The 15,418-nt window shown below is 66.8% G+C and carries 8 protein-coding genes and 1 pseudogene; 5 read left to right on the top strand and 4 right to left on the bottom strand.

What is annotated here, in order from left to right:
• Positions 1 to 133 precede the first annotated feature (133 nt).
• Entirely contained in the window at positions 134 to 943 is an 810-nt protein-coding gene (locus tag QZM67_RS34250; protein WP_301810238.1) for a hypothetical protein, read from the top strand.
• Positions 944 to 975: 32 nt separating this feature from the next.
• Here QZM67_RS34250 and QZM67_RS34245 read toward each other — a convergent pair whose 3' ends face one another.
• Positions 976 to 2,244 (bottom strand): lipoprotein-releasing ABC transporter permease subunit, encoded by a 1,269-nt coding sequence (locus QZM67_RS34245; RefSeq protein WP_301769286.1) that lies wholly within the window; start codon positions 2,242 to 2,244, stop codon positions 976 to 978.
• 285 nt (positions 2,245 to 2,529) lie between these two features.
• On the opposite strand from QZM67_RS34245, the gene QZM67_RS34240 reads away from it, so the two are divergent.
• The 4 genes from QZM67_RS34240 to QZM67_RS34225 all read left to right on the top strand — a co-directional run bounded on the left by QZM67_RS34240 (position 2,530) and on the right by QZM67_RS34225 (position 12,080).
• On the top strand, positions 2,530 to 8,541 hold the full coding sequence (locus tag QZM67_RS34240; protein WP_301810235.1) for an MG2 domain-containing protein: 6,012 nt from the start codon (positions 2,530 to 2,532) through the stop codon (positions 8,539 to 8,541).
• A 54-nt stretch (positions 8,542 to 8,595) separates the two neighbouring features.
• Positions 8,596 to 11,010 carry a penicillin-binding protein 1C gene (gene pbpC, locus QZM67_RS34235; RefSeq protein WP_301810233.1) on the top strand — a complete coding sequence of 805 codons (2,415 nt, stop codon included), beginning with the start codon at positions 8,596 to 8,598 and terminating at the stop codon, positions 11,008 to 11,010.
• 77 nt (positions 11,011 to 11,087) lie between these two features.
• Positions 11,088 to 11,444, top strand: coding sequence for a hypothetical protein (locus tag QZM67_RS34230; protein ID WP_235996194.1), 357 nt, complete (start codon positions 11,088 to 11,090; stop codon positions 11,442 to 11,444).
• A 186-nt stretch (positions 11,445 to 11,630) separates the two neighbouring features.
• The gene (locus QZM67_RS34225; RefSeq protein WP_301810229.1) at positions 11,631 to 12,080 is read left to right on the top strand and encodes a hypothetical protein; all 450 of its coding nucleotides are present in this window, start codon (positions 11,631 to 11,633) and stop codon (positions 12,078 to 12,080) included.
• A 180-nt stretch (positions 12,081 to 12,260) separates the two neighbouring features.
• Here the strand turns inward: QZM67_RS34225 and QZM67_RS40000 are convergent.
• The 3 genes and pseudogenes from QZM67_RS40000 to QZM67_RS34215 all read right to left on the bottom strand — a co-directional run.
• A pseudogene (locus tag QZM67_RS40000) lies at positions 12,261 to 12,338 on the bottom strand (XRE family transcriptional regulator); the annotation flags it as partial.
• 70 nt (positions 12,339 to 12,408) lie between these two features.
• On the bottom strand, positions 12,409 to 13,815 hold the full coding sequence (locus QZM67_RS34220) for a methyl-accepting chemotaxis protein (RefSeq protein ID WP_301810362.1): 1,407 nt from the start codon (positions 13,813 to 13,815) through the stop codon (positions 12,409 to 12,411).
• 204 nt (positions 13,816 to 14,019) lie between these two features.
• Complete coding sequence (locus QZM67_RS34215; protein ID WP_301810227.1) at positions 14,020 to 15,090, bottom strand: porin; 1,071 nt, start codon at positions 15,088 to 15,090, stop codon at positions 14,020 to 14,022.
• Positions 15,091 to 15,418: the final 328 nt, after the last annotated feature.

Here is a 15,418-nt window from a genome sequence, read left to right as displayed (position 1 = left end):
TTGGTGTCAAACTTTTTTAGTTTGAGTCAAACAAAGTTTTGATGCGCGCCCAGCGATTGACGCGAGACCGGTCTAAATTTCCGGGAAATCTTTCCGTAAACGGTAAAAAACGGATTGAAAGGAGAGAGAGGGCATGACGACTTCAGTCACGGCAGCGAGCGGCCTTTCGCTCGTGCAGATGGCGCAGCAAGCGGCGCTCGACGGGCGCCCGCAGACGGACGCGGCGTCCGGGCAGCAGGACACGCCGATCACCATCCGGGCGCTGGATCAGGACGCGATGCACGCGGCGCGCATGAAGCAGATGTCGATGCTGGGCGACCTGTCGACGAAGCTGCGCGGCGTCACCAGCCAGCTCGCGACGAGCCTGCACGAGATCATCGCGAAGCGTCCGGATCTGGCCGACACGCAGTTCGATTTCAAGACCGGCAACGGCCGGATCGAGGTCGTGTCGAAGACGATGACGGAAAGCGATCGCGCGTGGGTGGAGTCGACGCTGAACGCGAACGCGGGCCTCGTGCTCGCGACGCGCGAATTTCACCGGCAGGCCGTCGACTTTGCCGAGCAGGGCGCGGCCGCCGTGGGCGAGACGTTCACGGACGACGATCGCAAGGTGGCCAGCCAGCGCGCCGACGCGGACTTTCTCTTCATGAAGGAGATCAATACGTCCGTCGCGCGCAACCAGAAGTTCGAAGAGGCCGGCGGGCATTTCATCACGCAGGACGGCACGCCGCTGAAGTTCGAGCAGTCGGCCGGCAGCGCGCGCGGCACGCTCGCGCTGCTCGATACCGATCGCCAGCTGTCGTCGGGCGCGGCGATCTTCGTCGACGATGCGGGGCAGAAGACCTACGGCAGGCGCGCGGGCCTGATCGACGTCGGCCTGGAGGCTGCGTTCGAGGACATCCTGAACGGCCGCAACAGCATCGGTTTGCACGAGATCGCATGACGGCGCGCGTCGCAGAGCCGTGCGCCGCGCGCCTATTCGTCGCGCAGCGCTTCGGCCGGACGTACCCGTGCGGCACGCCAGCTCGGGTAGAGCGTCGCGACGCACGACATCAGGAACGCGGCCGCGGCGATCTCGATCACATCGGTCATCGCGAGCTTCGACGGTAGCGAGCTGAGGAAGTACACGGACGGCGTCAGGAAGCGGATGCCGAGCAACTGCTCGATCGCCGGCAGCACCCACGGGATGCTCACAGCGATCGCGCAGCCGAGTGCGACGCCCGCCAGCGTGCCGGCGAGGCCGATCGTCATCCCCTGGATCGCGAAGATCTTCATGATCGACCCGGGCGGCGCGCCGAGCGTGCGCAGGATCGCGATGTCGCCCTGCTTCTGCGTGACGGTCATCACGAGCGACGACACGAGGTTGAACGCGGCGACCGCGACGATCAGCATCAGGATCAGCGACAGCATGCGCTTTTGGAGCCGCTCGGCTTCGAACCACGTGCGGTTCTGCCGCGTCCAGTCGCGGATATAGAGCTCGCCCGACAGCGTGCGCGACAGTTCCAGTGCGATGTCCGGCGCGCGCTGCAGGTCATCGAGGCGCAGCCGGATGCCGGTGGGCGCGCGCACGTTGAACAGTGTCTGCGCGTCGCGGAGATGGATATACGCGAGCGCGCTGTCGTACTGGTAGTGGCCCGACTCGAATGTGCCGACCACGTTGAACTGCCGGAACTGCGGCAGCGCGTCGCCGATGCGCGCGGTATTGCCGGGCGCGAAGAACGTGATGCGGTCGCCGATCTTCACGTGCAGCGCGTCGGCCAGCGCCGAGCCGAGCACGATCCCCATCTCGCCCGGCACGAGTGCATCGAGCCGCCCGGTCTTCAGCTTGCGCGCGATCTCGGACACGCGCGGCTCCAGCACCGGATCGATGCCGCGCAGCGCGACGCCCGTCACGCTGCCCGCGTTCGTCAGCAGCGCCTGCGCATCGACATAGGGCGCGACGGCGCGCACCGCCGGATTCTGCAGCGATTCGTGCGCGGTGAGCCGCCAGTCGGGCATTGCGCCGGTCGGCGAGAAGATTTCCACGTGCGCGAGCACCGACAGCATCCGGTCGCGCACTTCGGTCCGGAATCCGTTCATCACCGACAGCACGACGATCAGCGCGGCAACCCCGAGCGCGATGCCGGCCATCGCGGCGCCGGCAATGAATGACACGAAGCCGTCGCCGGCCGAGCGCCGGCCGCCGCGCGCGTAGCGCAGCCCGATTTGCCATTCGAACGGGAGTTTCAAGCGTTTTCCTTTCATTTCGATTCGAATCATGCCGAGCCGCGCATTCTAGCGAACGCCGCGCGACCGCGCGCAGCGGTTGGCTGGCGAGCCGAAATCCGGCCGACCGGCCGGTTATCCGGCAGCGTTGCGCGCCGGCACGCCGATATTTCCATCGTTTCGGGTCTGATCGATAATGGCGCCCAGCATCCGGTCGAACATACCAAGTATTTACGGCGCAACCGGGCCGCGCCGTCACAAGACCCATAACGATTCGGGGAAGGTTGCCGCACCCGGCAGCATGTCCTTGACAAGGAAATAACAATGGATTTGCTGCGCTTCCTGCTGCTCCTGCCCGTTCGCGTGGCGGGCTTCGTCTGGTGGCTGCTCGGCTGCGTGCTGCGGCCGCTGGTCGGCGACGTGTCGTGGACGGCGCCCGCGTGGATGGGTGTCACCGTCGCGGCCGTGCGCCGCCGCCCGTGGCATGCCGGCGGCCTCGTGCTGCTCGCGGCCGCCCTCGGCTACGGCGGCTACTGGTTCAAGCACCGCCCGAAGCCGCCCGAGCCCGAGACCGTCAGCTTCACCGTGAAGGCGCCGGCGATCACCACCTATGAGGTGGACGAGAGCGACAAGCCGAAGATCACCGTGCATCCGCTCGAAGTCGTGTTCGCGCAATCGGCCGCGCCGATCGAACAGGTCGGCAAGCCGGCCGGCGACGGCATCGAGATGACACCCGCGCTGAAGGGCGCGTGGGAGTGGGTCGACGACAAGACGCTGCGCTTCACGCCGGCGGCCGACTGGCCGGTCGGCGCGCACGTCGAGGTGCGTTTCGCGGTGCACCGGGTGTTCGCGCCGCAGGTGACGATGCACGACGACCGTTTCGCCTTCGACCTGCCGGCGTTCGCCGCGACATTCGGCAACAATGAGTTCTACCAGAACCCCGACAATCCGGCGGAGAAGCAGGCGCTGCTGCAGTTGCGCTTCAACTACCCGGTCGATCCGGCCGAGTTCGAGAAGCGTATCGGCCTCGTGCTGGTCGGCCGCGACGGCAAGAATTCGACGCCGCTGCGCTACACGGTCAACTACGACAAGATGAAGACGAGCGCGTGGGTCTACTCGCAGCCGCTCGAGATTCCGCGCGATCCGCTGGTGGCACGGCTCGACCTCGACAAGGGCGTGAAGAGTTCGCGCGGCGGCAACGGGACGCCGGAGGTGCTGCACGCGTCGGTCGACGTGCCGGGGCTCTACAGCCTGTCGATCGCCAACATCGCGCCGACGCTCGTCGACAACGAGCGCTACGAGCCCGAGCAGGTGCTCGTCGCGGAAGCGTCGGACGGCGTGCGCAGCGCCGACCTGGCCGCGCGCGCCAAGGCGTGGGTGTTGCCGAAGCGCAAGCCGGGCGTCGATCAGTCGGACGACGATCCGCCGTACGAATGGAACGTGGCCGACATCAGCGACGCGGTGTTGAAGCAGTCGAAGCCGCTGCCGCTCGAAGCGGTGCCCACCGAGAACGACTACGCGACGCTGCAAAGCTTCAAGTATCACGCGACGCCGGGCGATCGTATCGTCGTGCGATTCGCGGGCGACCTGAAATCGGCGGGCGGCTACCTGCTCGCCGAGCCGGTGACGACCGCGTTCACGGTGCCCGACTATCCGAAGCTGCTGCGCTTCATGGCCGACGGTTCGCTGCTGTCGATGAGCGGCAGCAAGCGGCTGTCGGTCGTGTCGCGCAACCTGCCGGGGATGAAGGTCGAGATCGGCCGCGTGCTGCCCGACCAGCTTCAGCATCTGGTGAGCTTCAACAACGGCACGTACGCGCGGCCCGAGCTGTCGTATTCGTTCAGCGAGGATCACATCGTCGAGCGCTTCGTGCAGACGCGCGCGTTCCCGGCCGGCGAACCCGGCAAGGCGCATTACGAAGGCATCGATCTCGGCCAGTACCTGAAGGGCGGCAAGCGCGGCGTGTTCCTGCTGCACCTGACGAAGTACGACCCGGCCGCCGAGAAGAAAAAGGCTGACGACGCGAAGGATGGCGATGCCGCGTCCGACGGCAGCCAGGATCAGTCCGACAACACCGATTCGAGCGACAGCAACGGCAACGGCAACGGCAACGGCGACGACAGCGACAATGCGCTCGGCGACACGCGCCTGATCGTCGTGACCGATCTCGGGATGCTGGTCAAGAAGGCGCTGGACGGCAGCCAGGACGTGTTCGTGCAGTCGATCCGCAACGGCCGCCCGGTTGCGGGCGCAACCGTGTCGGTGCTCGCGGTGAACGGCCAGGCGCTGTTCACGCAGACGACCGGCGCCGACGGCATCGTGCATTTCCCCGCGTTCAAGGGGCTCGACCGCGAGAAGCGGCCGCAGCTGTATGTCGTGAAGAAGGACACCGACCTGTCGTTCCTGCCGGTGGCCGGCAGCGATCGCCAGCTCGATTTCTCGCGTTTCGACGTCGACGGCGAGCGCAATGCGACGGGGCAGGGGCAATTGTCCGCGTACCTGTTCTCGGATCGCGGGCTGTATCGCCCTGGCGACCCGTTCCACATCGGCCTGATCGTGCGCGCGGCGAGCTGGGCGCGCAGCCCGGCCGGCGTGCCGCTGCAGGCGGAGATCGTCGACCCGCGCGGGATCACCGTCGAGCGCAAGCCGGTGACGGTCGATGCGACCGGTTTCACCGAGCTCGGCTATACGACGGCCGAAACGGCGCCGACCGGCACATGGACGGTCAACCTGTATATCGTCAAGGACGGCCAGCCCGGCGCCGAGCCGATCGGCAGCACGACAGTGCAGGTGAAGGAGTTCCTGCCCGACCGGATGAAGGTCGATGCGAAGCTGTCGCAACAGGTCGTCGAAGGGTGGGTGAAGCCGAAGGGGCTGAAGGGCATCGTCGATGCGCAGAACCTGTTCGGCACGCCGGCGGAGAAGCGCCGCGTCGCGGCGACGCTGACGCTGCGCCCGGTGTGGCCGTCGTTCCGCAGCTGGCAGGGCTATCACTTCTTCGACGCACGCCGCGCGAAGGAGGGCTATACGACGACGCTGCAGGACGGCACGACCGACGACAAGGGCCATGCCGAGTTCGATCTCGATCTCGACAAGTATGCGGACGCGACCTACCAGCTCTATTTCCAGGCGAAGGCCTATGAGGCGGAAGGCGGGCGCAACGTCGCCGCGAACGCGCAGACGCTCGTGTCGAACAACGACTGGCTCGTCGGCTACAAGTCGGTCGACGATCTCGGCTACGTGAAGCGCGGTAGCCCGCGCACGGTGCGGCTCGTCGCGATCGATCCGAACGCGAAGGCGATCGACGTGAAGGGCCTGCGGGCGCAGCTCGTCGAGGAACGCTACGTATCGGTGCTGACCAAGCAGGATTCCGGCGCATACAAATACGATTCGCGGCTGAAGGAAGTGCCGGTCGACGAGAAGCCGCTGACGATTCCGGCAGCCGGGCTCGACTTCACGCTGCGCACCGACAAGCCGGGCAGCTACGCGCTCGTGATCCGCAACGCGGACGGCGCCGCGGTGAACCGGATCGAGTATTCGGTCACGGGCGATGCAAACGTCACGCGTTCGCTCGACCGCAACGCGGAGCTGCAGGTGAGCCTCGCGAAGCACGACTTCAAGCCGGGCGAGCAGGTCGAGATCGCGATCCGCGCGCCTTACGCGGGCAGCGGCCTGATCACGATCGAGCGCGACAAGGTGTATGCGCACGCATGGTTCCATGCGGATACGACGAGCTCGATCCAGCACATCACGGTGCCGGCCGGGTTCGAGGGCAACGGCTACATCAACGTTCAATACATCCGCGATCCGTCGTCCGACGAAATCTTCATGAGCCCGCTGAGCTACGGCGTCGTGCCGTTCTCGGTGAACCTCGACGCGCGCCGCAACGCGGTGTCGGTCGATGCGCCGGCGCTCGTGAAGCCCGGCGAGACGGTGAATTTCACCGTGCATTCGGCGAAGCCCGCGAAGGTCGTGGTGTTCGCGGTCGACGAGGGCATCCTGCAGGTCGCGCGCTACAAGCTCGGCGATCCGCTGAAGTTCTTCTTCCGCAAGCGGATGCTCGAAGTCGGCACGTCGCAGATCCTCGACCTGATCCTGCCGGACTTCGAGAAGCTGATGGCGATGGCCGCGCCGGGTGGTGACGCCGACGATGCGATCGGCCGTCAGCTGAACCCGTTCAAGCGCAAGCGCGACAAGCCGGTCGTCTATTGGTCGGGGATCGTCGACGTGAACGGCGACACGCGCCTGAGCTACACGGTGCCCGACTATTTCAACGGCAAGCTGCGCGTGATGGCCGTGTCGGTGTCGCCGGACCTGGTCGGCACATTCGAAGGCGCGACGACCGTGCGCGGCGATTTCGTGCTGTCGCCGAACGTGCCGACGACGCTCGCACCGGGCGACGAAGCCGACGTCAGTGTTGGTGTCGCGAACAACCTGACGGGGGGCGGCAACCAGCCGGTGCCGGTCGCGGTTACGCTGAAGACGGGCCCGCAGCTGCAGGTGATCGGGCCGGCCACGCAGAACGTCGCGCTCGCGCCGCAGCACGAGGGCGTCGCGATGTTCCGCGTGAAGGCGACTGACACGCTCGGCTCGGGCGCGCTGTCGTTCGGCGCGCGCTACGGCGCGAAGGGTGCGCAGCAGCGCGTCGACGTGTCGGTGCGCCCGGCCGCCGCGTTCCGCACGCAGCTCGATATCGCGCGGCTCGATCCGGGCAAGAAGGCGAACGTGCCGAACCTGAGGTCGATGTACGACGCGTATGCGTCGCGCGACGCGAGCATCTCGACCGCGCCGCTCGTGCTGTCCGAAGGGCTGTCGTCGTATCTCGTCAACTTCGAGCACTACTGCAGCGAGCAGATGGTGAGCGCGGCCGTGCCGCGCGTGTTCGCGGCGAAGTGGCTGTCGGTGCGCGCGCTGACGAGCGCGATGCATGCGACCGACCCGGGTGCCGACGCGACGAACGCAGCGGCGATTACGCAGTTCCTCGGCGTGTTGCGCAGCCGGCAGAACGCGCAGGGCGGGTTCGGCCTGTGGAGCGCGACGCCCGATGCCGATCCGTTCGTGTCCGCGTACGCGATGCACGTGCTGCTCGACGCGCGCGAGCGCGGGATCGCGGTGCCGAAGGACATGCTCGACGCGGGCAACCAGTATCTGCAGAAGCTCGCGGCGAACGATTCGCTCGGCTCGCTCGACCTGCTGCGGCAGCGCGCGTACGCGGTGTATCTGCTGACGCGCCAGGGCAACGTGACGACCAACAGCCTCGCGGCCGTGCAGAAGCGGCTGCAGGATGCGTATCCGAACGACTGGAAGAACGATCTCGCGGCCGCGTGGCTCGCCGCGTCGTATCAGTTGCTGAAGCAGGACAAGGAAGCGGCGGCACTGATCGCCGGCCCGCAGGCGCTGCTCGAGCGCAAGCGCGCGTCCGACGGCGGTTACGTGAGCGGCTACTACCTCGATCCGCTGACGCGCGACGCGAGCGTGCTGTACCTGATCGCGAAGCACTTCCCGGAGCGCGTGCGCAAGCTGTCGCCGCGCGCGATGGACAACCTCGCCGCGCCGCTCGTCGACAACCGCTACAACACGCTGTCGTCGGCGATGACGATCCTCGCGCTCGATGCGTATGCGGCGTCGAGTGCGGGCCAGCTCGACCAGCTCGCGATCGACGAGGTGCGTGCGGGCACCGCGCCGAAGGACGTGTCGTCGATCCAGGCGAACCTCGTGCGCTCGGGCACGTGGTCGGGCGGTGCGTCGCGTGTCGACTTCGTGAACGGCAGCACGCTGCCCGCGTGGTGGGTCTCGAGCCAGTCGGGCTACGATCGCGGCACGTCGACGAAGGCGATCAAGAACGGGCTGGAGATCGTGCGCAACTACACCGGCACGGACGGCAAGCCGCTCGACAAGATCACGCTCGGCCAGGAGATCGACGTGCACCTGAAGATCCGTGCAACGGGCTCGGCGAACGTCGGCAACGTTGCGATCGTCGACCTGCTGCCGGGCGGCTTCGATCCGGTGATTGCGCCGCCGCCCGTGACCGACACGCAGGACGGCGACAGCAACGGCGATGGCGGCGCGTCGGCGCCGGTGGCCGATGCACCGTGGCGTTCGCCGATCGGCGTGAAGGGTTCCACGTGGCAGCCGCAGTTCGCGGACGTTCGCGAGGATCGCGTGGTGATCTACGGCACCGCGACGACCGACGTGCGCGAGTTCGTCTACCGGATCAAGGCGAGCAACGCGGGCCGCTTCATCGCGCCGCCGGCATACGGCGAGTCGATGTACGACCGCCGCGTGCAGGCGCAGGCGCCGGGCGACACGACGCTGACGGTGGAGCGCGTGCGATGACGATGAGGACGCCACGTCGTGACCTGCCGCGCCGGGGGCGAGGAGCGCCCGCGCGTGGCTGACGACGTTTCGGTGCTCCGGCGCGCGCTGCACGGCGCCGGCCGCTGGTTGCATCGCTGGCAGAACTGGATCGCCGGCGCGCTGCTCGTATTCGGCGCGCTGGCCGCGTGCCGGCTGTGGCCGCATCCGCCGCTGCGCGACTGGAAGCCGTCGTCGGTTGCGGTGACGGACGCGCAGGGCCGGTTGCTGCGCCTGACGCTCGCGAAGGACGACCGCTACCGGCTGTGGGTGCCGCTCGACCGGATGTCGCCGCAGCTCGTCGAAGCCGTGATGCTGCATGAGGACCGCTGGTTCTGGTGGCATCCCGGTTTCAACCCGTACGGGCTCGCACGCGGCGCATGGATCACTTATGTGCGCGGCGGCAATCCGCAGGGCGGCTCGACGCTGACGATGCAGCTCGCGCGCTCGCTGTGGCGGTTGAACACGCGCACGCCGACCGGCAAGCTCGAGCAGGTCGCACGCGCGGTGCAGCTCGAACTTTTCTATTCGAAACGGCAGATCCTCGAAGCGTATCTGAACGACGCGCCGTACGGCCGCAACGTCGAAGGCGCGGGCACCGCGAGCGTCGTCTATTTCGACCGGATGCCAGATGCGCTGACGCTGCCCGAGGCGCTCGCGCTCGCGGTGATTCCGCAGGACCCGGCGCGGCGCGTGCGCGGCGGGCAGGACGAGATCAACCGCGCGCTGGCCGCGTCGCGCAACCGGTTGTATGCGCGCTGGCTGACGAAGCATCCGGGCGATGCGTCGCTCAAGCCGCTGTTCGCGTTGCCGCTTGCGATGCGGCCGCTGTCCGCGCTGCCGTTCGACGCGCCGCATGCGGTCGATCAGGCGCTCGCCGCACGCAGCGCGTGGCGCACGACCTCGGGCGGCGCGGCGGACGACCACGACGCTGGCGCGCGGCTCGTGACGACGCTCGATCTCGACCTGCAGCGCACGCTCGAACGGCAGATCGCACGCTATGTCGCGCGCAACGATACGCGCGGCGTGCGCAACGCGGCGGCGATCCTTGTCGATACGCGCGACATGGGCGTGAAGGCGCTCGTCGGCTCCGCGAACTTCTTCGACCGCACGATCGACGGGCAGGTGAACGGCACGCTTGCGCGGCGTTCGCCGGGCTCGACGCTCAAGCCGTTCATCTATGCGCTTGGCTTCGACCAGGGCGTGCTGCATCCGCAGACCGTGCTGCGCGACGTGCCGACTGCGTTCGGCCCGTATGCGCCGGAGAATTTCGACGGCCATTTCCTCGGGCCGATCACCGCGACCGATGCGCTGAACCGCAGCCGCAATGTGCCGGCCGTGTGGGTTGCGTCGCAGCTCAAGTCGCCGGACCTGTACCGGTTCCTGCAGGAAGCCGGCGTGCGCCGGCTCGCGAGTGCGCAGCACTACGGGCTTGCGCTCGTGCTCGGCGGCGGCGAAGTGACGATGCAGGATCTCGCGGCGCTTTACGCGATGCTCGCGAATCGCGGCGAGTTCCGGCCGCTGCGGCTGCGCGCGGACGAACCGGCGCTGCCCGGCCGGCGCCTGTTGAGCGCCGAGGCGAGCTACATGACGATGGACATGCTGCGCCAGCACCTGCGCCCCGACGAGACGAGCGGCGCGCAGCCATCGAGCGTGCCCGTCTACTGGAAGACCGGTACGTCGTGGTCGTTCCGCGATGCGTGGACGGCGGGTGTGTTTGGCCCGTACGTGCTGGTCGTGTGGGTCGGCAACTTCGACAACTCGACCAATACGGCGTTCGTCGGCGTCGACGCGGCCGCGCCGCTGTTCTTCCAGGTCGTCGATGCGCTGAATGCCGAGCGCACGCTCGTCGAGCCGCCGCGCGCGCTGCCGCCGAAGCTGAAGCGCGTGCGGATCTGCCTCGCGAGCGGCGATTTGCCGAACGAGTGGTGTCCGCAACAGGGCTGGACGTGGTTCATTCCGGGCACGTCGCCGATTCGCGTGAGCACCGTGCACCGGCCGGTCGTGATCGACGATGCGACGGGGAAGGCCGCGTGTCCGCCGTACGACGGCAAGCGCACGCGTACGGAGATCTTCGAGTTCTGGCCGTCGGATCTGCAGCAGGTGTTCGTGCAGGCCGGCATTCCGCGCCGGCGGCCGCCGCAGAATGCGGACTGCCGCGACGCGGGGCAGGTCGAGGGTGATCCGCCGCGCATCACGTCGCCGCTGCGCGGCAGTACGTATGCGATGCGCGTGAGGAGTACGGAGGAGACGCGCATCGCGTTCAACGCGACGGCCGATGCGAGCGCGCATGCGCTGTACTGGTTCGTCAACGATGCATTTGCCGGGCGCAGTGCGCCGGGCGATGCGTTGTTCTGGCAGCCGCGGACGGCCGGCAGTTTTACGGTGCGCGTGGTCGACGATCACGGGCGCAGCGATCAGCGGCCGCTGGCGGTCGGGTTGGAGCAATAGCGGTTGCGCGCCTGTCACCTGGGTGGCTGTCGTGTGACTGCGTCGACCTCTTTTGTACTGGGTGGATTTCCGCGGACATGGGGCAGACGGTCGGCATTCGGCCGGCGCCATCGTTCGACAACAGTGCAGCGAGAAATGAAATGATTGCAATCGACGTCGCGTGGAAGCACGTTTTCGAGGCGGAGCCGGTCCGACTCGTTTCGGTGCTGGATCGGGATCGCTATGAGGTGCGCAAGCTCGAATTTTTTCGCGACGGCCGGGTGGGATTTGCCGACGAAGCGAGGTCGTCGCATGGAACGGAGCTTGGAACGGTTCCGGTGCCGCCACTGGTCGAGATCAACGCCGATCCTGAATTCGATGGAAGAGAGATCACATTGGAAGATTTCGAAACGCTATGGTCGTGCCATGTGACACGTATCGATCGCGTCGACTGAGTGTGCGGCGTTGGGCCGCAATCAGTCGCTCGACATCGGCGCGTAGATCGCCGACCATCGATAACGAGAGCGTCGAACGTCATCGTCCGCCGTGATCGGCAACATCGGAAGCGTGTCTGCACGATGCGGTTGGGTGGAATCGTGCAGTCCGAGCCCCATTCGTCACCCGCAACAGGAATTTTCATCATGACGGCCACACCGCCGGAGCGCATCGCAATCAATCATGACGAGTTCGACGCGAAGTACGTCGGCCGAACGGTTAGCGGCAGCCAGTTCTTTTTGACTACGCCGTTTGTACCCGAATCCTCGAAACGACCGGGCGCGGAATATGTCGCGCTTTATCTGTTTGATGCCGGAGGCACCTTGCAGGAGGCGCGAATCGAAGCCTTTGGTCCGCGTGCCGCCATGGATCTGACGGCACGCAATGCCTGCTGCGAACGGTATCTGGCCGAGCTTGGCGAAGTGCAGTACGGTCGCATCGAGATCGCCCCTTTCTCTGTCGAACGTTTCGGCGTCACGTTTGGACTCTTGGCGGACGACAAGGACGAAGATGACGACGCGGCGCTATACATCATGGAGCCAGGAAACTATATGGCTTTCTTCGAGCCGTGGGACAGCGGCGACTACGACACCTGATTGCTTGCTGGCGGCAGCAGGGCAGGCGTACCTGCCTGACGATCTCGTGGCGAGTTGCCGTTGCCGGTGAAGCCGGTGGACTGCTTCGGGCCGTCAGGCGACCTCCACGGAAATCCCCGCATCCATCTCCAGTCCTCTTTCCCGATGCCAGTCACAGCGGCGCGCGGGCAGCCTTCCATCACCCATATCCGCCTTCGCCTGCAGCCCCTTCAACCCCTGGATCGCGACCAGCAGCGCGCACCCGTGCGCGTCCGACCCCTATCACGGGCGTAGCGATCAGCCGCCGCTCGCGGTGGGGTTGGAGCAGTAGCGGCCCGCCCGCGCCGGTTCAGACGCTGTAGCCGATCCTCAGGACCCCCCATGGTCGTCCGCCGACGACGATCGGCGCGGAAACGTCCTTCATCAGCGCGAATTGACCATTGCCCATATCGCGCCGATAGGTCTGCAACAGGAACGGCTTGGTATGCGACACGGAGGTGCGCGCCGTCCGGTCGGTGTAGATCCGGCGGTTCCGGCAATTCGCCGCGTTCCAGGTGGCGTCTGCGCGCTGAGGCTGCGAGAATTTCCGGTTGTGGGTAGGCAGGTAGCACTGCCTGTCGAAGCTGGCGCAATAGACGATGCGCTCGTCGAACCCGAGCACCGGCTCCTGGATGGCCGGCAGCACGCGATCGGTGAAGGCCGTGAAGCGTGTCACGAACTGCTGCGGATCGGTGCCGGGAATCGGCTCGTAGTGCGCGTCGAAGAGCGCGTCGAGCGCGATGTCGCCGCGGCTGACCGCCTCCTCGAAGAGCTTGCTGATCGCGGCGGCGGTGTTCCGTGCGGTTTCGATCAGGCGCGTGTCGGGCGATTCGATGCCGGTCGCGGCCGTGAGTTCGATGAGTGTCTCGGAGACGGAGAGCAGATTGCCGAGCCGATCCTTGGCCTGCGAGAAGTTGTCGCTCGAGTTTTCGACACCGGACGCCATCTCGCCCACCTGTTCGTCGAGGCGGTGGCACTGCGTCTCGATCTCGTCCGTCAGCGACGCGATCTGTTCGGCTTCGCCGGCGAGCTCGGTGATCGCGTGCCCGGTCGCGTGCACGACTTCGCCGATCGTGCGCGTGCCCTCGCGTACGCGGTGTGCGCGCGCGGCGTTGTCGGTTCCGTCCGCGATCAGGTGCTCGGTCTGCTCGGCGAGGCGGGCAAGGGTCGTTTCGATCTGGGCCGTGGCCTGCCCGGTCTTGGCGGACAGGTTCTTGACCTCGGCTGCGACGACGGCGAAGCTGCGGCCGGACTCGCCAGCGCGCGCGGCCTCGATCGCGGCGTTCAGCGCGAGCAGGTGGGTCTGGCGAGCGATGACGGAGATCTCCTCGGACACGGCCCGCACGTGATCGAGCGCGTCGCGGAGCGCACCCATCTGGCTGCCGATCGCAGTGACGCCCTCGACGAGGACGTGAATGTCCGCGAGCGATGCCTCGATCGTCTGCTGCGACTGCAGGACCGCGCTCGATGCGTTGGCGCTGACATTGCGCACCTGCTGCGCGGCCTCGGCGATCCGGTGGTTGCCGCGCAACGTAAGGGCCGCCGATTCGCGCAGCGTATGGCAGACCTCCGCCTGCCGGGCGACGCGGGCAGCGACTTCCTCGACGTGCCCCGACACATCGCAGATCTCGATGCCGAGCCTGCCGGCCTGCTCGGCGATGTCGCCGACGAGTGCGCGTGATGAACGGCGGCCGCGACCGATTCCGAAAAGGTTCACGTTGCTGGGTCTCCTTGAGGGCGCACCCGCCCGGTTCCCGGCGGATAGTGGGCGTGCGCTCCTGACTTGACGGCAGCGCGGCCGCAGACTTGAGGTCGGGTAAACATCGAGGCTGGATGGTCGGCGCGACGCCGGGCGCAGCACGTCGTTCCCCGTGCTCGCGGCGTGCGGGGACGGCCGTGTGCCGGCCGTCCGCAGGCTGCGTCAGAATACGTGGTGGATGCCGGCATTGACACCGACCGTCGTGCCCGGCAATCCGAACAGCGCGCCGCCCGTTATGCCGAGGCCCGTATCCATCGCGCCGTGGTTGTTGACGACGCCGACCTGCGCATACAGGCCGGTTCGCTTCGACAGGCTGTAGTCGGCGCCGATCGCGGCAAGCAGCGAATGATTGTGCGAATCGTTGCGGTCGGTCGTGTACCACGCGCCGGTGTTCAGGTCGAGGGCCGGCGTGACGCGATAGTCGAAACCGGCGCTATACACGTTGTTGCTGAACGAGCCGGCGACCTTGTAGCTCGTGAACGACGCCTTGCCGGTCACGGGCCCGAATGTGTAGGCGGCGCCGATCGTGCGGCCGACGAATGCGACCGTGCTCGGAACCGGCGTCGGCGACGTGCCGCCGTTGCCGTCGTAGAGTGCCGCGTTGAGCATGAATGCGCCATTCGTATAGGTGAGGCTGCCGGAATACTGGCGTCCCGCCTGGAAATCGCCGGCCTTTCCGCCGAATCCGAACATCGCGCTGCCTGTCAGCCCGGCGATCGTCGGGCTCGTGTACGAAATCGCATTCGGGTTAAAGAGGCCCGTGACGAGCACATTGTCGACGTAAGGGATCAGCGCGGCGCCGAAGTGCGAGATATTGCGGGGATCCGATCCGAGCACCGCGAGCACGAATGGCGAGAACTGCAGGCCGACCTTCGTCTCGCCGAATCCGCCGTCGATTCCGACCCACGCCTGGCGGCCGAAGAAGTTGCCGTTCGAATGGCCGAACGCGCCGTCCGTGATGTTGAAGCCGCTTTCCAGCTTGAATCTCGCATGCAACCCGCCGCCGAGATCTTCGGTACCCGTCATGCCGAAATTGGTCGGCGTCATGCCGGTGTCGGTCAGCGCGAACTGGCGTCCGGCGTTGCCACCGGTTGCGGAGTCGAGCGATCGGCTCGTATAAAGCAATGCGGCGTCGAGGTCGCCGTACAGCGTGATGCTGCTCTGAGCGAAGCTGCTCGTGCTTGCCGCTGCGCCCAGCAGTGCCGCGCAAATCATCCGTGTCCTTCCGTTCATCGTCTGTCTCCGTTTTGTTGAGTTCTGTAATACGTATAACTAATTAAAAGCGAGGCGGCGGAATCGATTCGAGCCGCCTGCATGCCGTGCCGTCGGGGAACGCACGGCGATGCTTCTCGCGGGCCGGATACGGCCGCGCTCCGGCGCCGCGGCGATGCGGAACGCCCGCCGCGGCGGGTGGTGTCACATCGAGCGGTTCAACTGCTCGAGGATGGCCGGATTCTCGAGCGTGGACGTATCCTGCGTGATCGCCTCGCCCTTCGCGAGCGAGCGCAGCAGGCGACGCATGATCTTGCCCGAGCGCGTCTTCGGCAGGTTGTCGCCGAAG

The sequence above is a fragment of the Burkholderia sp. AU45251 genome (assembly GCF_030482905.1).
GTDB classification, from domain to species: domain Bacteria; phylum Pseudomonadota; class Gammaproteobacteria; order Burkholderiales; family Burkholderiaceae; genus Burkholderia; species Burkholderia aenigmatica.
The sequence above is the reverse complement of the archived record's forward strand: the minus strand, read 5'-3'. Positions and strand labels throughout refer to the sequence as shown.